This window comes from Mycoplasma sp. 394, from assembly GCF_054353895.1.
Genome location: NZ_JBTHHL010000004.1, coordinates 67,741 through 92,009, shown reverse-complemented (window position 1 = coordinate 92,009; position 24,269 = coordinate 67,741). Strand labels below are relative to the sequence as shown.

23 protein-coding genes and 1 tRNA gene are annotated in these 24,269 nt (G+C 28.3%); 16 read left to right on the top strand and 8 right to left on the bottom strand.

Going from position 1 to position 24,269, the window contains the following annotated elements; translation table 4 throughout:
* Window positions 1-349 precede the first annotated feature (349 nt).
* Window positions 350-1,723 (top strand): M17 family metallopeptidase, encoded by a 1,374-nt coding sequence (locus ACXYRQ_RS02285; RefSeq protein ID WP_458614689.1) that lies wholly within the window; start codon window positions 350-352, stop codon window positions 1,721-1,723.
* A gap of 58 nt (window positions 1,724-1,781) precedes the next feature.
* On the opposite strand, the gene ACXYRQ_RS02280 is transcribed toward ACXYRQ_RS02285, so the two are convergent.
* Window positions 1,782-1,858 (bottom strand) — tRNA-Arg (locus ACXYRQ_RS02280).
* Window positions 1,859-2,125: 267 nt separating this feature from the next.
* Between ACXYRQ_RS02280 and ACXYRQ_RS02275 the strand changes: the two genes are divergently transcribed.
* On the top strand, window positions 2,126-2,275 hold the full coding sequence (locus tag ACXYRQ_RS02275; RefSeq protein ID WP_458597266.1) for a hypothetical protein: 150 nt from the start codon (window positions 2,126-2,128) through the stop codon (window positions 2,273-2,275).
* A gap of 6 nt (window positions 2,276-2,281) precedes the next feature.
* Here ACXYRQ_RS02275 and ACXYRQ_RS02270 read toward each other — a convergent pair whose 3' ends face one another.
* Both ACXYRQ_RS02270 and ACXYRQ_RS02265 read right to left on the bottom strand, forming a co-directional pair.
* Entirely contained in the window at window positions 2,282-2,506 is a 225-nt protein-coding gene (locus ACXYRQ_RS02270; protein ID WP_435130285.1) for a hypothetical protein, read from the bottom strand.
* On the bottom strand, window positions 2,499-3,356 hold the full coding sequence (locus ACXYRQ_RS02265; protein ID WP_435130282.1) for a DegV family protein: 858 nt from the start codon (window positions 3,354-3,356) through the stop codon (window positions 2,499-2,501). The genes ACXYRQ_RS02270 and ACXYRQ_RS02265 overlap by 8 nt, the downstream gene beginning before the upstream one ends.
* 103 nt (window positions 3,357-3,459) lie before the next feature.
* Here ACXYRQ_RS02265 and ACXYRQ_RS02260 point away from each other — a divergent pair, with 103 nt between their 5' ends.
* The 9 genes from ACXYRQ_RS02260 (at window position 3,460) to rsmI (ending at window position 13,628) form a co-directional block, all read left to right on the top strand.
* Window positions 3,460-5,070, top strand: coding sequence for an MAG5620 family putative phospho-sugar mutase (locus ACXYRQ_RS02260; protein WP_458614688.1), 1,611 nt, complete (start codon window positions 3,460-3,462; stop codon window positions 5,068-5,070).
* 24 nt (window positions 5,071-5,094) lie between these two features.
* Entirely contained in the window at window positions 5,095-6,441 is a 1,347-nt protein-coding gene (hisS, locus tag ACXYRQ_RS02255) for a histidine--tRNA ligase (RefSeq protein ID WP_458614687.1), read from the top strand.
* A 1-nt stretch (window position 6,442) separates the two neighbouring features.
* Window positions 6,443-8,143 (top strand): aspartate--tRNA ligase, encoded by a 1,701-nt coding sequence (gene aspS, locus ACXYRQ_RS02250; RefSeq protein ID WP_458614686.1) that lies wholly within the window; start codon window positions 6,443-6,445, stop codon window positions 8,141-8,143.
* A gap of 385 nt (window positions 8,144-8,528) precedes the next feature.
* The gene (gene dnaX, locus ACXYRQ_RS02245; protein ID WP_458614685.1) at window positions 8,529-10,508 is read left to right on the top strand and encodes a DNA polymerase III subunit gamma/tau; all 1,980 of its coding nucleotides are present in this window, start codon (window positions 8,529-8,531) and stop codon (window positions 10,506-10,508) included.
* 11 nt (window positions 10,509-10,519) lie between these two features.
* On the top strand, window positions 10,520-10,810 hold the full coding sequence (locus tag ACXYRQ_RS02240) for a YbaB/EbfC family nucleoid-associated protein (protein ID WP_458614684.1): 291 nt from the start codon (window positions 10,520-10,522) through the stop codon (window positions 10,808-10,810).
* Window positions 10,811-10,815: 5 nt separating this feature from the next.
* Window positions 10,816-11,406 (top strand): toprim domain-containing protein, encoded by a 591-nt coding sequence (locus tag ACXYRQ_RS02235; protein WP_458597260.1) that lies wholly within the window; start codon window positions 10,816-10,818, stop codon window positions 11,404-11,406.
* Window positions 11,407-11,415: 9 nt separating this feature from the next.
* Entirely contained in the window at window positions 11,416-12,081 is a 666-nt protein-coding gene (tmk, locus tag ACXYRQ_RS02230) for a dTMP kinase (RefSeq protein ID WP_458614682.1), read from the top strand.
* Entirely contained in the window at window positions 12,062-12,913 is an 852-nt protein-coding gene (locus ACXYRQ_RS02225) for a hypothetical protein (RefSeq protein ID WP_458614681.1), read from the top strand. Before tmk ends, ACXYRQ_RS02225 begins: the two co-directional genes overlap by 20 nt.
* Window positions 12,906-13,628, top strand: a complete 723-nt coding sequence (gene rsmI / locus ACXYRQ_RS02220) for a 16S rRNA (cytidine(1402)-2'-O)-methyltransferase (RefSeq protein WP_458607579.1) — start codon at window positions 12,906-12,908, stop codon at window positions 13,626-13,628. Before ACXYRQ_RS02225 ends, rsmI begins: the two co-directional genes overlap by 8 nt.
* A gap of 28 nt (window positions 13,629-13,656) precedes the next feature.
* Here the strand turns inward: rsmI and ACXYRQ_RS02215 are convergent, their stop codons facing one another.
* From ACXYRQ_RS02215 to ACXYRQ_RS02195, 5 genes are read right to left on the bottom strand one after another with little or no spacing between them, the layout of a single operon-like run.
* Window positions 13,657-15,615 carry an MIP family Ig-specific serine endopeptidase gene (locus ACXYRQ_RS02215; RefSeq protein WP_458614680.1) on the bottom strand — a complete coding sequence of 653 codons (1,959 nt, stop codon included), beginning with the start codon at window positions 15,613-15,615 and terminating at the stop codon, window positions 13,657-13,659.
* 11 nt (window positions 15,616-15,626) lie between these two features.
* Window positions 15,627-16,361: a type III pantothenate kinase gene (locus ACXYRQ_RS02210; RefSeq protein WP_458614679.1), complete on the bottom strand. Its 735-nt coding sequence runs from the start codon at window positions 16,359-16,361 to the stop codon at window positions 15,627-15,629.
* A gap of 30 nt (window positions 16,362-16,391) precedes the next feature.
* A complete protein-coding gene (locus ACXYRQ_RS02205; protein WP_458614678.1) occupies window positions 16,392-17,222 on the bottom strand; it encodes an alpha/beta fold hydrolase in 831 nt (276 codons plus the stop codon).
* Window positions 17,222-18,205, bottom strand: a complete 984-nt coding sequence (locus tag ACXYRQ_RS02200; RefSeq protein WP_435130245.1) for a lipoate--protein ligase — start codon at window positions 18,203-18,205, stop codon at window positions 17,222-17,224. The genes ACXYRQ_RS02205 and ACXYRQ_RS02200 overlap by 1 nt, the downstream gene beginning before the upstream one ends.
* A 4-nt stretch (window positions 18,206-18,209) precedes the next feature.
* Window positions 18,210-18,527, bottom strand: coding sequence for a hypothetical protein (locus tag ACXYRQ_RS02195; RefSeq protein WP_458597253.1), 318 nt, complete (start codon window positions 18,525-18,527; stop codon window positions 18,210-18,212).
* A 209-nt stretch (window positions 18,528-18,736) separates the two neighbouring features.
* On the opposite strand from ACXYRQ_RS02195, the gene ACXYRQ_RS02190 reads away from it, so the two are divergent.
* The 5 genes from ACXYRQ_RS02190 (at window position 18,737) to ACXYRQ_RS02170 (ending at window position 24,269) form a co-directional block, all read left to right on the top strand.
* Window positions 18,737-19,696 carry a phosphate acetyltransferase gene (locus ACXYRQ_RS02190; RefSeq protein ID WP_458614677.1) on the top strand — a complete coding sequence of 320 codons (960 nt, stop codon included), beginning with the start codon at window positions 18,737-18,739 and terminating at the stop codon, window positions 19,694-19,696.
* An 80-nt stretch (window positions 19,697-19,776) separates the two neighbouring features.
* Window positions 19,777-21,156 carry an FAD-dependent oxidoreductase gene (locus tag ACXYRQ_RS02185; protein WP_458614676.1) on the top strand — a complete coding sequence of 460 codons (1,380 nt, stop codon included), beginning with the start codon at window positions 19,777-19,779 and terminating at the stop codon, window positions 21,154-21,156.
* Between the two features lie 43 nt (window positions 21,157-21,199).
* Entirely contained in the window at window positions 21,200-22,312 is a 1,113-nt protein-coding gene (gene pdhA / locus ACXYRQ_RS02180) for a pyruvate dehydrogenase (acetyl-transferring) E1 component subunit alpha (protein WP_435130234.1), read from the top strand.
* Window positions 22,312-23,304 (top strand): alpha-ketoacid dehydrogenase subunit beta, encoded by a 993-nt coding sequence (locus ACXYRQ_RS02175; protein ID WP_435130232.1) that lies wholly within the window; start codon window positions 22,312-22,314, stop codon window positions 23,302-23,304. The genes pdhA and ACXYRQ_RS02175 overlap by 1 nt, the downstream gene beginning before the upstream one ends.
* 29 nt (window positions 23,305-23,333) lie before the next feature.
* Entirely contained in the window at window positions 23,334-24,269 is a 936-nt protein-coding gene (locus ACXYRQ_RS02170; RefSeq protein WP_458614202.1) for a 2-oxo acid dehydrogenase subunit E2, read from the top strand.

Genomic DNA, 24,269 nt, shown 5'->3' with positions numbered 1-24,269 from the left:
TTCCATAAATTATTAAATTCTTGATAAAGCATATTTAAAAAATTTACAAAATGAAAAAAATAAATTTTTATTTTGTAGTGCTGTAAAAGTAATAAATTTCGTTTTCAACTGTATATAAGGGAGAAAAGTTAGATAAAATTTGTAAATTATGTTCCTAAAATATATAAGTTTTTATCTTTATTTATGAAATTGATTTCATAAATAAAGATAATTTTTTCATTTTTTTCTTTTTTTTATTTCCCTACACTGAAGACAAACATACACAAAAAAACTACTACATCAACAAACAAATACAATTTATAAGTGTAAAATAAATATTTTGATATAATCAAAACCAGAAAGGAAATAAATGGTAAAAGTAGAAAATACAAGAAATTCATCAATGCTTTTAAAAGCTGTTTTTAAAGGTGACAGTTATCCAAAAACCTTAGTTGAAAAAGAATCGGTTGTAACTGAATACTTTGACAGCAATGAAGCATTAGTTTACTTCGAAACAGAAGAAAAATATGACTATAATGTAGTCTCAAAATTCGCTAAGGGATTATTCTCATCACAAGTTCGCAACTTACAAATCGATCTTGATTCATTTGTTCGCGGAAAGGTTTGTATCCCTTGTGTTGTAGATGCGTTTACAAATGCATATAAATATGTAAATGCAGATATTTACAGTGCAAAAACTTCTAAAAAACCAGAAAAATTTGCAGTAAGCTTTTTATCAATAACAGAGCCACAAAGATATGAACACAAACTTTATAGCGCAAATGTTTTAGCAGATGCAGTTAATTACGCAAGAAATTTACAAATTATGCCACCTAACATTTGTAACTCTGAATATTTAGCTAAAACTGTTGTTGATGATTTAACTAAATATGACAATTTAAAAGTAACAGTATTAAACAAAGCACAAATCCAAGAACTTGGAATGGGATTACTTCTTTCTGTTAATCGTGGAAGTATGTATGAACCTAGAGTTGTTGTGATTGAATATAACGGGAATCCAGATTCAAAAGCCAAAACAGTTTATGTAGGAAAAGGAATTACCTTTGATTCAGGTGGATATTCACTAAAGCCAAGTCGTTCAATGCTTGGAATGAAATTTGATATGTCTGGTTCTGTATTTGTAGCAAGTGCATTGAAAGCAATCGCTCAATTAAAACCTAAAACCAATGTTGCTGCTGTAATGTGTATTACAGATAACCGAGTAAATGGAGATGCATCATTACCTGATTCAGTATGAACCAGTATGAACGGAAAAACTGTTGAAATCAATAATACCGATGCCGAGGGAAGATTAGTAATGGCAGATGGGTTAACATATGCAGTTAGAAATCTGAAAGCAACAAGACTTGTGGATGTTGCAACTTTAACTGGAGCAATCCTTGTTTCGCTCGGAAGTACCTATACCGGAGTTTGAGCAACAACTGATAAAGCATGAGATGATTTAAAGGATGCGGCAGAATCTCAACATGAACTAGTATGAAGAATGCCTCTTGATGAAGCATTTGCTAAGGAAATTAAAAATTCAGTTGTAGCTGACCTTAAAAACACTGACTTATCTGGTGCAGGTGGTGGAAGTTGTTCAGCAGCAATGTTTTTAAAAGAATTTACCGAAGGGATTGAATATATTCATTTAGATGTTGCTGGGACAGCAGAACAAGGTGGAAAACCAACTGGTGCAATGGTTAAAACATTAGTTCAACTAGCACTTAATGCAACTGAGTAATTAAAAAACCATCAATTATGATGGTTTTATTTTGCTCTATATAAAAAGTATAAAAAAATGGCGATCACGAGAGGATTCGAACCTCTGACCACAAGCTTAGAAGGCTCGTGCTCTGTCCATCTGAGCTACGCGACCACTAGTATTTATTTTATCATAATTTGATTGTAATTTAAATTATTTGATTATATTTTATAATTTTTTGTTCATGTTTTTTTCAGCTATTTTCATAATTATTATTTTTCTTCTCTTTTCAATAATTCTTATTATATTGAATATCATTTTTAATACAAAATAATTATGTGTATAAACATAATTATAATTGAAAATTAATATATCAAAGCATACTTCTAATATTTATGATAACTTATTGTTGATACACAATATAATTAGCGTCAATTATGAATGAATATAAAATATCTTGATGAAAATGAAAATGTAAGTATTAACCAAAATATCTCAAACGATAATACAATTGAGTTTTATGAATATCTAAAAGATTTATATCTAAATACTACTAATAAACCAAAATTATCTATAATAAAAATAGCATAATTTCTGCTATTTTACATGCACAATAATTTGTCAAATAATTATTCCTACAATTACGATTAAAAGCAAAATTGAAATAATTGAAATTACATATATTCAAGTATTTCTACGATATTTTTTTATTGCTTCTTTAGGTAATGTATTTTCTTTAATAATTGAATTTACTAATGTAGTATATTGAAGATCTATTTTATCTTTGGTGTCTGTATTTATATTTGTTTGTTTTTTACTCATTTTTTTCTAATTCTACCATCACAGATACTGCAAATGCTTCTGGACCAGTATGTGCTGCAATAGGTAATGGAGTTGTTATTTGTGTGCTTGCCTTGATAAATTGATCAGATGTAATTGCTTGATTAACTTCATCATTAACACCTGAAATTAAATCTACATAATATTTAGCATTTTTGTCTATGTTTTTTAAACTATCTATAAACTCATTAACTAAATCAAATGCCTTAGCAGTAGCATTTTTAAAGTTTCATTTTGTTGCCACTGATTTAACTTTACCTTCTTCGTTATAGCTTAATACAGGGTATACTTTTAATTTAGATAAAAGAAATTTTTTAATACCAGACAACCTACCACCATTAATTAAATATTCTAAACGATAAGGAACAATAAATGTTCTTGATGTTTCATTAATATTATTTAATGTTTCAAAAAGTTGGTTAATGCTCGCACCGTTTTCATACATTTTTTTAAGATGTGCAACTGTTCGAACAATTTGATTGCCAAACAAGTGATTTTCCATTATATGCACATTTGACAGTTCCATTGAAATACTACGAGCTTGCATAAAAGTGTTAGATAAATGCTGTGAGATACCTAAATAAATCACATCATCATAGTTTTTTGCTGCATCTTGAATGATTCGAGTCATCTTGTCTATTTTTGGTAATGAAGTTTTAATTTTAGATGTAACCGATATCTTTTTTAGTATTTCTAGATTTGATACATATCCATCTTCAAAACTTTCTCCATCGATTTCTACTTGTAAAGGTAAAAATTTATAACCTAGTTCATCTGCTTGTGCAACTGATAAACCAGAAAAAGAATCTACTATTATTCCCAATGTTTTCATATGATAATTATATTTAAAAAATATAAAGATATAAAAACAAATTTAAAAATTTTGAGCAAATGAAATATGAATAAATTTATGATAAAAATATATAATATCAAAGATGAAATTTAGTGAGCAGAAAATCAAAAATTGACATTCTTTTTATTATAACGAAGGAATTGAAATAATTTCACTTCCTGATTTTTTCAATCATATAAGGCTTGCTAATTCTAATCCTGAATATAAAGTAAAAGCAACTAATTTAGGTATCGAATTTAACTGTGATAATCCTTTTTCAATGCATTGTTTTAACATATATACACTAATAGCAATTACCAAGAGTTTGTTGATAAATATTAAAAAGCGCAATAAAACTCTTTTGTTAGGACACTCTGAAGGTATTGATGCAAAAATATATGAGTTATTTAAGCGATCTTTTTCACATAAAAGCATAAAGCTACTCGAATATAATACTAATGTTATAAATGAATTTATTATTATAAACACAACATTAGGTATTGATGTTGATTATTATATTTATTTATATAAAAATCCATTTAATAATAATTACTACATTAAAATTTATCATGATTTATTTTTAATTTCTGTAAACGAACAAAAGCAACTGTTAAATAATGTTTTTGAATTTGATAAACAAATTATATTGCATAATTTTTATAATTTGTTTATCTTAAAAATAGATAAATTTTTATCTTTTTACAAATTAAAACTTGAAAATCAAAAACATCTTTTCCTTGAAAATCAAATTGATCGCAATAATTTAAATATTAAAATTGCTATAAACAATCCTGCTGATAACAATATCTTACAGAGTTTGCTAAATTCGCTAGGTTTTAATGTAAGAGAAGCTTCAAATCTAAGAATCCAAGAACGAAGTAAAAATTTATTTTGAATTTTTTTTAAATGAAACCTTTTTTCCTATCAAAAATCTAAAACTGATTTTCTAATTACTTCTGATAAAAAAAATCGTTATAATTTTTTTTTCAATATTAATGACAGATATATAAAAATAAATAACGAAGAATTAATTTATTTTTATATTAACTATTTCTTTTTACAGTGAAAGAATGAAAATAAACTTCAGCAAAATAAGGTTATAATAACACATAGTGTTAGTAAAAATATCATTAATTTATTAAATAACTTCAATATTCCTTATGAATTTGCTGAAAAATCTGATACTAAAAATGTTTTATTTGCTAATATTTTAGAACATTTTGGTGCAAATAATAATCAAGCATTAGAATTTAGTAATTTACAGTTCATTATCAATATTTGTCAGATGTTGCTTTCTTATAAAAATAACAATAATTTACTTGATTATAAATACTTGAAGATGCATAATTATTTTAAAAATACTATATATATAGTTAAAAAAATCAAAATACCTTTTTTTAAAACAACTAATCTTGCTACATTTTTTCAAGTAAATCAATCCATATCAAGAAATTATCGAATATCTAAAATGGAACAACTAAATGCATATAACACCTATAGTTATGAATTTTTAAACCTTGAAATCCAAAATAAAAAGCAACAAGTTTTCAATATCTGCATATATTATGATTTTAATCGAGAAAGTTTGATATTTAAGCAAGAACATAATTTTGAATACACACAAATTAAATATTATTTAAATAAATTTAAAGGTTTGCATCTAAACAACATAATCATTAAATATGTAAAGAAATATCTTAATAAACAAAATTAAAGTAAAATATAATAAAGGAGAAATATGATTTCTAAAGTAAAAGGAACAAAGGATTATGATATTGTAGAATATCGAATTAAAGACTTAGTAAACTTGGTATTTTCAGATATATGTGCAAATTATGGTTTTAAAATGATTGAAACACCGATACTTGAAACTTCTGAATTATTCAAACGTTCTGTTAATGAATCAGAAATTGCTAAAAAAGAAATGTATGAATTTTTAGATAAATCAAATCGTTCATTGTGTTTACGTCCTGAAGGAACCGCATCTTTTGTGCGTGCTTTTATTGAAAATAAGTGATATACATTAGTAAACGAAAAATTCGCATACAATATGCCAATGTTTCGCTACGAACAACCACAAAAAGGACGCTATCGACAGTTTTATCAAGCAGGAATTGAGTTTGTTGGTCCTAAATCATATTTAAAAGACTTCTTAGTTGTGCAAGTTGCTATTGATATTTTAGAAGCATTAGATATAAAATATGTGCTTAAAATTAACTCAATTGGAGATAAACAAACTAGAGCAAATTATGAAAATGCCTTAACTGAATTTTTAACAAAATACCAATCTCAATTAAGCCAGATTTCGCAGCAGCGTCTTAAAGATAAAAAAGTTCTTAGAATTTTAGATGACAAAGTTGATTCTAAACTACCTTTTATGCATAAAGCTCCAAATATTCAAGATTATTTAAGTAAAGAATCGAAGTTATATTTTGAAGAAATTAAAGGTATGCTAGATTTTTATGATATTAAATATTATGTTGCACCAGAACTTGTGAGAGGACTAGATTACTATGATGAATTTGTTTTTGAAATAACAGTAAAATCCGATAAAGTAGGTTCTCAAGACACATTAATCGGTGGTGGTCGTTATTCAAATTTAGTCGCTGAATTAGGTGGTCCAGATGTATCAAGTGTTGGTTTCGGATTTGGAATAGATCGTTGCATTGAATTAATTCGAGAAAATATTATTGAAAATACAGAACCGTTACAACAAATGCAAAATCAAAAAGTCGATATTTATTTTGCTGCATCAGTAAGCGACGAAAATCTAGAAAAGCTTTTTCATTTAGCTCACTACGATTTAAATGGATTAACTAATTTTTATCATATGGATTTTCATCTAATGAAATCCAAAAAAATATATGAAAAAGCAAAAAAAATGAATGCGGTTTTTTTAATTACAGATGATAAATTGCTACCTCACAACTCTTTTTATATCAAAAATCTTATAACAGGTGATAAAATGCAATTTTATTTAAATAGTGATGGTGTTATTGATTTACTTAAATTTATCAATGATGCAGATGTTTTTGAACCCGAAGTAGTGAGTGATTTTATTGCTCAATATGAAAGTGAAGTATAGAATGAATAAGACAATTAAAAATAATGAGTTAAATATCCGCAATATAGGACAGCAGGTAACTTTATATGGTTGAGTTGCAAATAAACGTCGTTTTGGTGAATTAAATTTTGTTGATTTACGTGATAAATACGGTATTACTCAACTGGTTTTTAATCAAGCAATTAATTTTACAAAAGAAAGTGTTTTAGAAATTACAGGACAAGTTGTTAAACGTAAAGATCCAAACGTTCAAATACCAACAGGGCAAATAGAAGTAATGGTTTCAGAATATAAAGTTTTATCAACTTCAAAAGAATTACCATTTCAAATCCGAGATGATATCGATGTCAAAGAAGAAATTCGCCTCAAACATAGGTTTTTAGATTTACGGAGACCAATAATGCAAAAAACAATCGCTTTAAGAAATAAAGTGATTTTTGCAATGCGAGAATATTTGCAAAATAACGAATTTTTAGAAATTGAAACACCTATTCTATCTAAGGCAACACCTGAAGGGGCACGTGATTTTTTAGTTCCCACACGTGATTTAAATTCTTTTTATGCACTACCACAATCGCCACAACTATTTAAACAACTGTTAATGATTTCGGGTTTTGAAAGATATTTTCAAATTGCTAGATGTTTTCGTGATGAAGATTCGAGAAAAGATCGACAACCAGAATTTACCCAGTTGGATATAGAAACATCTTTTTTGGATGTTGAAATTTTTCAAAGCAAGGTTGAAGAAATGTTTCAATATTTAATGAAGAAAGTTATGAATGTTGATATTAAAATACCATTCGATCGTGTCAGTTATGATGATTGCATCAGAAATTATGGTAGTGATAAGCCGGATTTTCGATATGAGCAAAAAATAGTTGATATTAATAGTTTTTGTAATAATTCTAATTTTGATATCATAAAAAATGCTCCTGCAAAAAGACTCTTCAAAATAAATGAAATACTAAACAAAAAACAACTTAAAACATTAGAAGAGATCGCAAAGAAAAATAAGGCAAATGCTTTATTTTACTTGGTCGTAGAGCAAAAAATAGTTACAGCAAGTAATTTTGCTTCAAAAGCAGGTAATTCAGTTGAACAACTCTTAAAAGAGTTTAATTATGCTGATGGAACATATTTAATTGTTGCTAATACCTTTGAAAATGCTTCACAAGCACTTGGTGCGTTACGGGTAGAACTAAACACCTGATTTAATTGAGCTAGAGATGAATTTAATTTTAAATGAATTACTAAATTTCCAATGTTTGAATATGATGTAGAAAACAACAAATGAGCAGCTGCACACCATCCTTTTACACAATTTGATCACGATTTATCGCAAATCGATGTAATGGATAAATCTGATATAAAAGCTAAAAGTTATGATTTAGTATTAAATGGTTATGAATTAGGTTCGGGTTCTGCACGTATTTATGATAAAGATGTGCAAGAAAAAATGTTTGATTTAATCGGTTTGGATAAGCAGGCACAAGAAAGTAAATTTGGTTTCTTTTTAAAGGCTTTAGATTACGGAGTTCCACCACATTGTGGAATCGGACTCGGTATCGATCGAATCGTTATGATTTTAGCTAATTTAAACACAATACGCGATACAATTGCATTCCCTAAGAATTCTAAGAATCAAGATGTTTTCACTAATGCGCCTTCATCAGTTGAAACTCAACAACTAGATGAATTGTTTTTGCAAGTGAAATCAAAATAGTAAATTAATAAATTAAAAATGATTTGTTTTTACTTCTTTTTTTGGTAAAATTAAAGAACTTGTTTTAAAATAAACTTAATATATAATAAAAAGGAAATTTATGCGTAAAGAAGTTAGACTTAAAAACAAAATGATCGCAGAAAAAAGAGCTAAAAAGCTTTCTAAAGAACATGCAAGAGATTTAAGAAGACAAGAAAGATTACCACAAGCACAATAATTTAACCCAAACGGGTTTTTTTACACTTTTTTACTTGCTTATCAAGGATTTATAGCAATTTATGAAAACAATATAAATTATTTTTTCTTGTTATTTTTATAGTTTTTTATAAACTTAATAAATTTAATTTATAATTTATAAAATACAAAATAAAAGCAAAGGAGGATAATGGAACATAAGGCACTTTATCGAAAATATCGACCTAAAACTTTTGCTGATGTTATAGGTCAAGAACATATTATTGAGACATTAAAAAACATACTTAAAACTCACAAAATACATCATGCTTACTTATTTAGTGGCCCAAAAGGAACTGGTAAAACGTCAGTTGCTAAAATATTTGCTAATGTACTAAATTGTATGCATACACACGATTTGACTCAGGCTTGCGAAAGTTGTTTATCAAACTATAATGATAATTTTGACATTATTGAAATGGATGCTGCTTCAAACAATGGAGTTGAAGAAATTCGTGATTTAAAAGAAAAAGTTGAACAGGTTCCTATCAATGGGCACTTTAAGGTATACATTATCGATGAAGTGCATATGCTAACTAAAAGTGCCTTTAATGCTTTGCTTAAGACACTTGAAGAACCTCCAAAACATGTGATATTCATCCTTGCAACTACTGATCCACAAAAAATTCCTTTAACAATTTTATCTAGGGTTCAAAGATTTAATTTTAAGCGAATTAGCGAACAACAAATCGTCAAACAACTTAAAAGTATTTTGATAAAAGAAGATATTAAATTCGAAGAAAATGCTCTTAAAGCACTTGCTTCTCTTGCTTCTGGGGGGATGCGTGATGCACTTTCACTTGCTGAACAAGCTAGTTCATTTAATGATAATAAAATCTTATTAGAAGATGTGGTAAACAATTTTGGTTTGATGTCTTTGCAAAAAATTATTGATTTAATTATTTATTTAAAAAACAACGATATAATTAATCTTTTAAAATTGATTCAGCAAATGCAAGAAGATGGAATTGATCCAAAACATTTTCTAATATCAATTTTAGAAGTTTTAAAGGAATGAATTATTTTTTCTAAAACTTACGATGTGCAAATATTGCATCATATTAATCAAGATGATTTTTATAGACTTCCTTTAAATAATGATTTAGCAGTTAAAATATCAAAGAATATTTATGATATTTTAACTAAAATAACAAAAAGTGAAGAACCTTTTAAACTAATTGAAACAGGTTTTATTAATATAGTTGATTTGGATAATTCACCTAAAATTAAAGCAAATCACACTCAAAATCAAGGAAAGAAAATACCTGAAAAAAATGATGAAATAAATTTTATTAATCAACCATATAAAGAACAGGTAACTGAGTCACCTATTTTAGAAGAAAATAAACTAAATGAATTATTCACAGGTGATGATTTCTTAAAATCCAAGTTTAATAATCTTGAAGTTGAACCTAAGACAAATGCAGATATCAACTACACTGATGTAGATGAAACAATGCAGCATACAAAAGAATTGTTACTGAAAACTAATGAATTTATTCTTTCATCTAACGAACATAACGGAAACAAAGAAGATTTAGAAAGTAATATACTTACTGATATTGATACATCAGAACAATTATTTAACAATACAATTGAGATTAATATCCCACATAATCATCAACCGATCAAATATCAGTGAGAAGGTGAAGACGAAATGGAAAGTATGCTGAATTTAGTTTTATGAATCCAACAAGATCGTAACAATCGCAGCACAAAAGATGTTTATAACAAACTAAAACAAGATGCTGAATTTACTAATAATCGAGTAGATTTAAATCGTTTTTTTGAATGATTTAGAGTAATTGATATTTTAGTAGCAACAAAAAACGCAATTATTTTTCAGTGTAATGATGATAAAATGATTGAATTATTAAATAAAAATAAATATAAAGTAGATTTTCAGAAGTTTATAGATTATGTTTATGGTGATGGATATAAATGATTATATTTTGTAAATTCTAATGATCGTGAAAATATTAAAAAACTTGTCACTGAATATCGTAGAGGTAATTATAAACTCAAAAATCCTATACATCAACCTGAAAAACTTATTAATGTTATTCCGAACGATCGCGAAGATCAAATTGAAGCTTCGAAATATATCTATAAAAAAACTTGAAAATCATAGAAAGGCAAATTATGAATGCAGATTTTATTAAAAGAGTAAAACAATTACAAAAAGAGATGCAAATCAAACAAGATGCATTTTCAAAACAAGAATTTGAGGTAGAAAAACAAGGGATTAAAATTGTGGCTACCGGTGATATTCAAATAAAAAGTATTGACATCAATCCAGTTTTAATAGATCCAGATGACAAAGAACTGCTTGAAGATTTATTAATCGTTACAATTAATGCTTTAGTTGACAAAATCAATGAAGAACAAGACAAAATAGCACCAAAAGAAATGCCAGGTGGACTTCCTTTTTAATTACTATGTTTGATTCAGATGATATAATAAATCTTTCTCAAAAACTAAGTAAAATACCAGGATTTAGTAAAAAAACAGTTGAAAAATTTATCTACTGGATTTTTGAAAATGATCAAAGTAGTGTTAATTTACTCGCAAATGAAATTAAAAAAATTAAGGAAAAAACTAAATTTTGTCCAAATTGCACTAGTATATTAACAGAAAATCAAGAATGCAAAATATGCACAGACTTCGATCGCAAAAACACTCTTTTAGTTATTGAGAGTCTCGCTATTTTAAACAAGATAGAAAAATCAGGTATATACTTCGGTAAATACTTTGTTTTTGATAAAAAAATCGAAAATGAAATACAATACAATCAAAGCATTACAGAGATAAAAAAATTTTTAGACTATGCGCAAACCTTTGATGAAATTATTTTAGCACTTTCTCCTACTTTAAAAGGTGAAATTGTAACTAACATACTTAAACAATCATTAAAAGAAAAAGGTTTAAATGTTTCACAAATAGCAATTGGAATACCATTAGGTGCTTCAGTTGATTATATCGACGAAACTACCTTAAAATTCTCAATAAAAAATCGTCAAAATGAATAGAGGACATTTATGTTTATTACATTCGAAGGATTAGACGGAAGTGGAAAGACCACTATTTTAAACCTACTTATTCAATATTTCAAAGAAAAATATCCAAACTTACCTTTTATTTCAACACGCGAACCAGGTGGACATAACATCTCTGAAGCAGAACGGATTAGAGATATTATTCTTGATAAAAATAGTGATTTATCCCCTGTTGCAGAAGCGATGCTATATTCAACCAGTCGCAGGATTCATCTTGAGAAAGTTATTTGACCTGCATTAGAAAAAGGTGAGTTAGTGCTTTGTGATCGCTATATTGATAGTTTCTATGCTTATCAAGGGTTCGCACGTAAGTTAGGATATGATTTTGTTAAACAACTAACAAATTTAATTATTGATAATGCAATACCTGATTTGACTATTTTCTTTGATATTACACCTGAAAAAAGCAAGGAACGCCGAGATAAAAATCGTTTAGTTCAAGATCGTCTCGATAATGAAAAAATGCAGTTCCATCAAGATGTTTATTTAGGTTATCAAAAACTTATTTCCGAAAATCCTTCAAGATTTATTATTGTTGATGGTTCTGAAAATGCTGATGTAGTATGCAAAGAAGTTGTTGACAAACTCCATCAAAATACTAAATTTTTAAGTTATATTAATAAGAAAAATGTACCAAATACTAACTAAATTCGATGAGTTAAATAAAAAAAATAAATTGTCACATTTATACCTTTTTAAAACTAATTCAGATAATGTTAATATTTTTTTATTGCAGCTTATTAACATCATTAATAATACTAAATTTGCACCAGACACAGATTTAAGCAAACTTACAAATAATATTTATTTAATCGATGGAAGCAAGGATATAATTAAAAAAGATGATCTTCAAGCAGTAATTTATCAAGCACAATTTCAACAAAATAATAATCAAAAAACCATTATAATAATTAAAGATATCGATCATACTACACATATTACAATAAATAGTTTTTTAAAATTTATTGAAGAACCAAATGATAATACAATAATTTTTGCTACCACCAGCAAGATAAATAAGGTTTTACCAACAATTATTTCACGATCTCAAATTATTAATCTTATCCCCTTTTTTAAAAAACCAAATAATGAAAATTGATACCAAAATTTTAGTGAAAATGAGCAGCATATAGTAATTTTGAAACAATTAATAACTTATTTTGAACAACTATTACAAAATAATTCAAAATATATACTTAATTTATTTTTAGATTTTTTAAATGAAAATCTAAAAAAAGAAAATATTTTTTTCTTTAATGCATTAAAATACCTATTTCAAACCAGTAATTTATTAAATTATAAATATAAAGAATTGGACAAAATATATAGATTAATAAATAGAAAAACACAAAATATTCGACAAGTTAATTCTGCTAATAAATTAATGCTTGAATTTAACAAAAATTTATCAGATTATAACAGTAATTTTGAGATGCAAAAAGTTGCTTTATTAATTAAACTTAGAAGGTTATATGAGTAAGTTATATATAATAGGAACTCCAATAGGTAATCTTAAGGATATAACGTTTCGCGCTGTTGAAACTTTAAATAAAGTAGATATAATTGCTTGTGAAGATACCAGAGTAACTACCAAACTATTAGAACATTTTAGTATAACCAAAAAAACATTGATTACTAATAATGCTTTTAACGAAAATGCTACTGCTAAAATTATTTTAAACTTTCTGCAAGCACAAAAAAATGTCGGATTGGTTTCTGATGCTGGGATGCCTGTTGTTTCTGACCCTGGTTTTAGTATTATTAATCTTGCAAGAAATAACGGATATGATATTGAAATAATTCCTGGTGTTTCTGCAGTAACAACAGCGTTTGTTGGTTCCGGATTTTCTAATAATTTTACTTTTTTAGGTTTTATCAAAGATAAAAGTCAGCAGCGAAAGAATCAACTTACTAATTTATCTGAAGGAACATATATTTTCTTTATATCACCACATAAACTACTTCAAACCATCAAAGATATTTATGATGTTTTTAATGATAATGTCAATATATGTTTAGCTAAGGAACTTACAAAAATTTATGAACAATGATTTTTCGATAAACCTTCTGTGTTAATAACCAAGTTTCAAAATATTGAAAAAATAAAAGGTGAATATACCTTAGTTATAAACATCCCAAAAACAAAACATATTAAGGTGAATAAATATCCTAAAATTAATAAAAATATCGTTTAGCGCTGCTATATAGTGCTAAACGATTTATTTATTTAAAACCATTTGGAAATAATGCTGTCTTAAACGGTATTTGTGAATTATCAAAACCATTCGGATAAATTATTGATAAATTTTGACGATACGAAGCTGTTTGTGCCGGGTATTTCTTCTTATTACTCCCATCGATTAAATTATATGCTTTTAATTTACCAAAATCATGTGATAGAAAGAACGGTGCAAATCCAGCTACCTTAGAAAAGTCATTCTTTTGAACATCTGAAGCAACTGCATCATATATACCTATCATTTGTCCAAATTCATTATACACAAGCGAACCAGATGCTCCATAATATAATGATGAAAATCAAATTGAATAATTATAACCATAATAATTACCTAGCAATCTTCCTTGTGCTGAAGTATAAGGTGTATAATTACCACTATTAATCTTTTCTTCTGCGCTATTTGTAGGTAATGCAAAAGTTTTTTCATTTGATTTACTTCGTGAATTTCATTTTAAAGAAGTTGAATTTCTTTCAGTTGGATTATTAATACTTCATGCTGCTGTTCCTGATGCATCAGCTTGTGGATAGCCACCTATATATACTTCTTTTGAATTAGTTAAACTGTTTTGGTATTTTTCATTAAATGCACTCATATAATCAACAGTTTGCATATATACAGAAGTTTTTTTATCTTGATTAGGTAATTGATTTGTTGCATTTAGTCTAGTTAAATAAGAATCAACACCTGCTATAGCCAATTTAAACATTTGCTGTGCTTGAGTATTTAACTTAGACATATCAATATCTATTTCAAAAACAGCAAAATCTGTATAAAATGGATAAAAATTCTCATCTTTTAATTGTTGCTTTAAAATATGACCTTCATCGCTTTCATCATCGGGATCAGCATCAGTAGTATAATTTTTTAGTCGTTCTTGTGCTAATTTCTTTAAATTATCTTGAAATGGTTGAATATATTTGTGATCAATAAAATCAAAACCTGCAAAAATTAACTTTGGAGATGATATACCTACTGCTTTTGTAGTTTCTGATGCGGCTGAATCAGACTTATTTGCATCCAAAAATTCATCTGCTGATGCGAATCATTTAACAGTATTTGCGCTATCTGCTTGATAATTATAGTTATTTTCTTTGATTGTAAAATCAGTTTTTTTTGCTGCTTTACCTATTGAGATTGAATGAGCTTTAATATTTCTTGGATCAATATAATTAAGTTTTTTAGCAACATTTTCATCTAATGTATTTGATAAATCAGCTGCAACATGTAAATTAGTTGCAAAGAAAAGTTTATATTTATTATCGTCTTGTTTATGATAATCAAGTAATCATGCTGTCCCGCTATCTGTTGAACGAAAATCATTACTGTGATCACCTGTCTTATTACCAACACCGAATTTTATAGCAAAACTGCGATCAAAAATTTCATTATATAACTGTTTTCTATCTACTACCTTATATTGCTTAACAAAATCTGGATATTGATTATTTTTACTATAGTCTTGTGTAGGAATATGAAAATCCGATGGTAAAGGTGGGGGGGTCACGGGTTCTTTTGGTTTATCTGGTTTTGATGGTTGTGGAATTGGGTTCGGTTCTTGTTTTGGTCTTTGTTTTTTAAAAACCAAATTAGTACTTATTTGATTGATATTTACAATTAATTTTTCAATCTTATAATCTTTATCAAAGTCTAAATTAGTTACATTAAATTTAATTTCCCTTGAATTTTTATCAAAACTTATTGCTGTCAATTTTTCAGTTAAACCACTTATTTGTATTTGTATTTTATCAGTTGTTATATCTGACGAAATTGGAATTTCATATGCTTTTAATGTTAAAATATACTTATTTGCTTTATTTTCAACACCAGAAACAAGTATTTTATATTTTTGTGGTTGCTTTTGTTGGTTAGTTGTCCCACATGAAATTGCAAGTGCAGATGTTAGCAATGAAACAAATGTTAATAGAGATAATTTTCTCTTCATATTTTCCTTTCTTATATACTTTCTTTGAGTTTATTATTAGTAAATAAAATTAAAGATTTTACAACAATTTCCTCTTCAATATTATTAAAAATTTCTTTATTAAAGTAACTTAAATCTCCTCCGGTGAAAATTATTTTATAATTTTGCTTATTTATAGAATTTAAATACATAATCAAAGATAAAATTCTAAATTGAACTCCTGATGAAACTGCATCAGAAGTATTATAACCGATATTTTTTATATCTTTATTTAATTTGATTTGTTTAACTAATGAAGTATTATCAAAAAGAGCATTTAACCCTTTTTTTATCCCCGGCATTATGCTAACACCGATTATTTTTTTATTTTCAGTTTTACTTAAAACTAATGCTGTCCCTAATGAAACTACATAACCACTTTCATATTTATGCCCAATATAATATGCAGCCAGTAATATATCATTTCCCACTTCTTCTTTTGCTATTTTTTTATTGAATGTTAAATCATTTTCATTGAAATCCAAATATGAAATAAATTTATATTTTATTTTTAAAAAATCAAATACTTGCGATAAAATGATATTTTTTTCTGGTTTAACAGAAGAAATAATAATACTTTTAATATTTATTTTGTTTTTTATTTGAACAATTTTTTCTTTCAATGAATCAAAACTTAATAATTTCACCTCTAATTTTTCAATTATTAAGTTTGAATTCAAAAAATAACCAATTTTAATTAATGTATTACCAAAATCAATATATAACATAAGACTCCAGAATAAGAAAATAAAAGGTTATTAACCTTTTATATATAAATACTCAACAAGTTGATTAATTTTTTTATTTATTGCTTCAGGTTGCTCAAAAAATAAGGCATGTCCACAATTTTGCAAAAGTGTTACATTTTTTTGCATCTTATTTGCAATATTTTTTATAGTAAAGTAAGGAACAAATTTATCATTAATACCAGTAATAAATTCATAGTCATTATTTGCTTGATATAAACTTTTAATGCTTGTTTTTAGGTAATTGGGATTTAAAATCTGTGATGTAACCATATTTAAAAACATAGGTCGCTTTCTATCCATTAATTTCAAAAACATCGTAGCAACTTTTGATAAGTTTTTACGGTAATCCAGTTTATCATTATAAATCAAATTATCTGAACTTTCATAAGCTGAATCATAATTTTCAGGTATGAGTCAACTTTTCATTCTTTTGATTGCTGCTTCAACACTTTCACCTAATTTATTATCCAAAATTTCATAATTTATCGGTGCTGCTAGTAGTGCTTTTTTAACTAAATTATTATTTAATAAATATAAAGCACTCGCTCCACCAAGCGAATGTCCAATAACAAGTTTAAAATCATAATTATATTGCTTTACAAATTCCAATGCAACCTGCTGATATAACTCAATTGATATTGCTTCTTTAGCACTACTGAAACCACAACCGGGAAAATCGATAGCAACTACATCATAATTACGATTTTTCTGTAAGTAAACTTGGTTTGCAAAAGCAGCAGAGGAATTAAATCCGTGTAAAAATAAAACTTTTGGTTTACCGGTGTTTTCTTCTATATAATGTATTCTTTCGTTTAAAATCTCTATATATTTACTTTCCATTATTCACCAAACATTATATCAACTATTTCTTGTGGACTAATGCTTCCAAAATAGTTATCTAAATTAGGTACTGATTTTAAAAATTCTAATATTTTATTTTTCTCAAAATCAAGTCCAACTAATGCACTTTCGATGCTTTCGGTTCCAAGTAAGGTAAGAAAATCACCTTCAAATTTAATTTCAACTATCTTGTTTTCTTTTACATTAGCACTTATTTGTAAAATTCCACCATCTGTTTTCTTTTCGCTATAAAAGGAAAATTCCGGATTCTTACCTAAAACTCACTCATTTGATGATCTAATTTTGCGCAATTGTGGAACTAAGGTAGTATATTTTTCAGGTATATCAAGCAATTTTGCATCATATTTATGCATCAAATATTCAATGAATTTATTTTTAAATTCTTCAATACTCATTTTTACTGGTAATTCATCTAAAATGTTTGTCACTCTTTGTCTTGCACTATTTATTCCTTTTGATTCCATTTTTAATTTACTTGGATTTAAAACAGTTGAAAGTCTTGTTAAATCAACATTAAATAATATAGTTCCGTGATGTACAATTTTATTTTTATAAATAAATTGTGCATTACCTGAAAATTTTGCACCATTTACAACTAAATCATTTCTTCCTTTAAATTGTGCATCTAAACCAAGTGATTTTAAGAAATTAAGAACCGGTTCTAAAAACTTTTGATAACTATGCTCTGTTTTATCATTAGTAATAAATGAGAAATTTAAATTACCAAGGTCATGATAAACAGCTCCACCACCTGATAAACGACGATATAAACCTATTTTATCACGCTCTAAAACATCGAATTTAACTTCCTTATATGCATTTTGATTACGTCCAATAATCACATCATTAGCATGTTGATAAAGATAAATAATATCTTCATGATTATCTTCATCTTTAGCCATTATTTCTTCAAGAGGAAGTGTGTAAAATGGTGTAGTTTCCTTACATACATATATTTTCATTTTTTTACTCCTTATTTACTAAATCAAAATTTGTTATACTTTTAAAAAGTTTAACAAATTTTGTTTCATTTTCCTTAAGATTTAAATTTGTAACACCAAAAATATTGATTTGTCCATAATCTCAGCGTTTTTGGTATCGATTTTTATCAAGCAAAAATAATAAATCTTCGATGAATCAGTCAAAATATTCAACAGAATATTTTAACTCACGAAGTAGTCCATTAATTTTTATATCCAAAATTCGATTTTGATGATTTAGAATCTCAAAATCGAAAGATAAATTTAATTCTTTGCTTGTTACTGTTTGAAATTGCTTCTTCATTTTTTAATTATATCACTATATAAATACAAATGAAAAAGTTAATAAAAAGCTGTATTTTTGATTATAAAATAAACTTTTAATGACAAATTGAGCAAATTTATTGCATACATTTTCATATTTAAAGCAGATTTTGCAAAAATACTGCTATATTAAGGATTTTTATTTAGAATATATTATAATATAATCGTATTTAATATTTAAGGAGAAGGATGAATTTCCAAAAACAATTAGAAAATACAATTTATCAAAAAAATACTCAATTAAAGAGTAAGAAGACTATTTTGCTTATTGATGGTGAAGATCAAAGATCAATTCAAGCAGCAACTAAAGTTGCTGAAAGTGATTTAGTAAATATTGTGTTATTAGTTTCACAACATAACTGCTCACTTACACCTAATATCAAGCAGGAAGTTATCTCAGATGAGAAAAAATCAGAATATGCAAAGCAATATTTTGAATTAAGAAAAGGAAAGGAAACTTTAGAAGCATCAGTTAAAAATCTTGAACAAGCACCTTTTTACGCAATGATGATGCTTAAAAACAAAGAAGTTGATGGGGTTGTCGGTGGATTAAATTACACAACAGCTGATATTTTACGTGCTGCTTTTAAAGTAATCGGACCTAAGAAAAACATCAAAACTATTTCTTCTGCTATGATTATGCATAAAGATGAACAAAAATACCTATTTTCAGATATTTCAGTCAACATCAAACCTAATGCAGATCAATTAACAGAAATCGGATTAAATGCCACCGAATTTGCTAAAAGCCTTGGTTTTGATCCAAAAGTAGCTTTCTTGTCTTTTTCAACAGATGGTTCAGCAGTTAGTGATGAATCAAAATTATCTGCTGAAGCAACAGCAAAATTTAATGAACTTGCAGATACTAAGGCAATAGGAGAAATCCAATTTGATGCAGCATTTGATGAAAAAGTAAGACAAGCAAAATACAAAAAACCTGCATATACAGGAGTTACAAATGTTTTTGTGTTCCCTAATTTAGATGCAGGTAACATCGGATATAAGATTGCACAACGTTTTGGGGGATTCGGTGCAATCGGACCGGTTATTACAGGGATTGCTGAACCTGTAAACGATCTATCAAGAGGATCAACCACAGAAGATGTTTATAATACAGTTTTAATTACTGCATTACAATCTTATAAATAATATGAATGCTTTTGTTATTCTGTATAAAGAATGAAAAAAGTTTTATAATTATTCATATTAAATAAAACGGAGGTTATTTAATGAAAATTATATCAATAGGAGCAAACCATGCTGGGACTTCATTTTTAAGAACAATGAAGAAAATTGCTCCAGACTCACATTTAGTGGCATATGATAAAAATACTGACATTTCTTTTTTAGGATGTGGTATTGCTCTATGAGTTGGAGGGGAATTTTCTAATCCAGATGGATTATTCTACTCAAGTATTGAACAACTTAAATCACTTGGAGTAGACATCAAAGATGCTCATGATGTTATAGAAGTAAATCGTGAAGAAAAATATGTTGTAGTTAAAGACTTAAGAACTGGACAAGTTTTTAAAGACTACTATGACAAACTTGTATATGCTGGAGGAACTTGACCAATTATTCCACCTTTTGAAAACATTCACTTAGACAACATTTTAGTTTCTAAAATCTTTGCACATGCAAAAGAAATTAAGGCTAAGGCAGAATCAAAAGATGTTAGAAATGTTGTTGTTATTGGTGCTGGATACATTGGTGTAGAAATTGTCGAAGCATTCCATAAATATGGAAAACATGTTACCTTAATTGATATGCAAGACCGTATTATACCTAACTACTTTGACAAAGAATTTACTGACAAAGTTGAAGCAACTATGGTAAAAAACGGAATTCAATTACAACTTAATGAAAAAGTTCAAAGATTTACAACTAAAGACGGAAAATGTGTTTCTGCTGTTGTTACAGACAAAGGAACATACGAAGCTGATTTAGTAATCTTGGCTATCGGATTTAGACCAAAAACCGAATTAATTCAAGGTGTTGACAAACTACCTAATGGTGCTATTAAAGTTGACAAATTCCAAAGATCATTATCAGATCAAGATGTTTATGCTATCGGTGATGCAGCTTCAATGATTAGCAATGTTTCAGATGAATATGTAAACATCGCTTTAGCAACAAATGCTGTTAAAACTGGTATTGTTGCTGCTTTCCACTTAGCAGGAAACGAAACTATTCCATTCCCTGGATACTCAGGAACCAACGCTATTAGTGTGTTCGATTTCAACTATTCATCAACAGGACTTTCAGAAGTAGCAGCATCTAGACATCCAAAATTCAAAGATTCTTATGCTGTAGAATACTTTGAAGACAATGATCGTCCTGAATTTATGCGTAAACACTATAAAGTATGAATGAAAATTACATATGACAAAAACACACTTAGACTTTTAGGAGCACAAATTGGTTCAGTAGGTAAAGAAGCAAACCACACCGAGGTAATTTATATGCTATCATTAGCAATTCAAGAAAGATTAACCTTACCACAAATTGCATTAATGGACTTTTACTTCTTGCCACACTTTAACAAACCATTTAACTTTGTAATCCAAACCATTTTAAATGCTTTAAATCTAAATTACAACAAAAAATAAGGAAATTTTCCTTTAAATCAAACATTAAATCAGAAAGGATGTTATGACTTTTAAATTTGTAAAACCTGGATTAGTAATGTCTAAAAAAGAAGAAATTGTTCGTTTCTTAGACATTGATGGAAATTTAACAGCCGAAGGTAAAAAACACGACCCTAAATTATCAAAAGAAGAATTGTTAAAAGCATATAGATTTATGGTTCTTTCAAGAAGACAAGATGAATATATGACACAACTTCAAAGACAAGGGAGAATGCTTACTTTTGCACCTAACTTTGGTGAAGAAGCATTACAAGTAGCGTCTGCTATGGTGTTAACCAAAGACGACTGATTTGTTCCAGCATTCCGTTCAAATGCAACTATGCTTTATATGGGAATGCCTATTAAAAATCAATTATTATACTGAAATGGAAATGAACGTGGAAGTGTAGTTCCAGAAGGGATTAATTTACTTCCTGTTAATGTTCCTATCGCAACACAATGTTCACATGCTGCAGGAATTGCTTATGCAGCAAAACAACTAGGTAAAAAAACTGTATCAGTTTCTTTCGTTGGAAACGGGGGAACAGCTGAAGGTGAATTCTATGAAGCAATTAATATTTCTTCAATTTGAAAATGACCATCAGTTTTCTGTGTAAACAATAATCAATGAAGTATTTCAACACCTGAAAAATTTGAAACTGGTTCTGAAACAGTTGCTGCTAAGGCTGCTGCTGCTGGAATGCCAGGAGTTCGTGTTGACGGAAATGACTTGTTAGCTTCTTATGTAGTAATGAAAGAAGCAGTTGAATTTGCTCGCGAAGGAAATGGACCTGTTTTAGTCGAATTCATTACTTGAAGACAAGGACCACATACAACATCAGATAACCCTAGAGTATATCGTACTGTTGAAGAAGAAAAAGAACACGAAAAATGAGAACCTATGCACCGTATTGAAAAATATCTATACGATAAAAAATACTTAACCGAAGCAGAAAGAGATCAAATGTGAGAATCTGCAATGGAAGAAGTTAAGAAAGCATACAACGAATCATTAGAAGAATTAGATGTAGACATCAATGAAGTATTTGACTACACCTATCACACACTTACACCTGAATTAGAAGAACAAAAACAAGAAGCTTTGGCTTACTATGCAAACTTAAAGGAGAGTAAATAATGGATAAAACAGTTACATTAAATAACATTGGTGCTTTAACTAATGCTATTGATTTAATGATGGAAAAAGATCCAACCGTTGTTCTTTGAGGACAAGATGCAGGGTATGAAGGTGGAGTTTTCAGAGCAACCGAAGGATTACAAAAGAAATACGGGCTTACCAGAGCTTGAGATTCACCTATTGCTGAAGCATCAATGTGTGGTGTTGGAGTTGGAGCAGCTATTTATGGACTAAAACCTATTGTTGAAATTCAATTCCAAGGATTCTCTTTCCCTGCATTTCAACAACTTTTTGTGCATGCAGCTAGATATAGAAACAGAACTCGTGGAAGAGTAACAGTTCCAATGGTATTAAGAATGCCTATGGCAGGTGGAGTTAGAGCTCTCGAACATCACTCAGAAGCGATTGAAGCACTTTATTCACACATTCCTGGATTAAAAGTTGTTATGCCATCAACTCCTTATGATACAAAAGGATTAATGATAGCAGCTATCAATGACCCAGATCCAGTTGTATTTTTAGAACCAAAGAAAATTTACCGTTCATTTAAACAAGAAATTCCAGCTGAAATTTATGAAGTTCCAATTGGAAAAGCAAATGTTTTAGTTGAAGGAAACGACTTAACTCTTGTAACATACGGAGCACAAGTTCACGAATCACTTGAAGCACTTAAAAAACTTCAAGCATCTAATCCAGAAATCAGTGTAGAATTAATTGACTTAAGAACTATTAAACCAATTGACACTGAAACTATTGTAAATTCAGTTAAGAAAACCGGAAGATTACTTGTGGTTCATGAAGCCGTTAGATCATTTTCAGTTTCAGCAGAAATTATTGCTAGAGTAAATGAAAGAGCATTTGAATACTTACAAGCTCCTTTAGCACGTTTAACCGGATACGACATCACAGTTCCTTTAGCACGTGGAGAAAAATATCACGCAATTGATAGTGATAAAATTGTTGCTAAAATTAAAGAGGTTGTTTCTTTTTAGGTTATAATTAACTACTAGAAAGGAAATTTATGGAAAGAAAAATCGCAACTCCTATTGCTCGTGCTGTAGCGAACAAATTGGGAATTGATATTAATTTAGTAATTGGAACAGGGCCACAAGGTAGAGTTACTGAAGCAGATGTTCGTGCATTTGCTGCAGCACCTGCTGCAAAACCTGCTGCCCCTGCTACCGCTGCACCTGCTGCTACTTCTGCTGCTCCTGCAGCACATGTTGATGTAGTGAGCAAACCTGCACCAGTTACCTTAGACGGAAGAAGAGAAAAAATTACTCCAATCCGTAATGCTATTGCTCGTGCAATGAAAACTTCACAAGCATCTGTTGCATACTTTTCATTAGTAAATGAAATCGATGTAACTCGTCTTTGAGATTTAAGAAAATCAATCGTAGAGGATGTGCAAAAAGCTACTGGGGTAAAATTAACATTCTTACCTTACATTGCAAAAGCAATTATTACTGCTTTAAAAGAATTCCCTATTTTTGCTGCTAAATATGATGAAGCAGCTAACGAAATCGTTTATCCTACAACTATTAATTTAGGAATTGCTGTTGATACAGCAGCTGGGTTAATGGTTCCTGTAGTAAAAGATGCCCAAAACCTTACAATCGTGGATTTAGGTAAAGAAATTATCCGTTTAGCACTTGCTGCTAGAGATAAAAAAATTAAACCTAATGAAATGTCTGGTGGATCATTTACCATTACTAACTATGGTTCAGTAGGTGCTTTATTTGGAACACCTGTTATTAACTGGCCTGAAATATCAATCGCTGGTGTCGGAGCTATTCTCGATAAACCAGTTGTTAAAAATGGACAAATTGTACCTGGTAAAGTAATGAACTTTACCGTCGCTGCAGACCACAGATGAATTGATGGTGCTGCTGCCGGTAGATTCGCTGCTAGAGTTAAAGAATTACTTGAAAAACCAGAAATTTTAGGAGTTTTATAG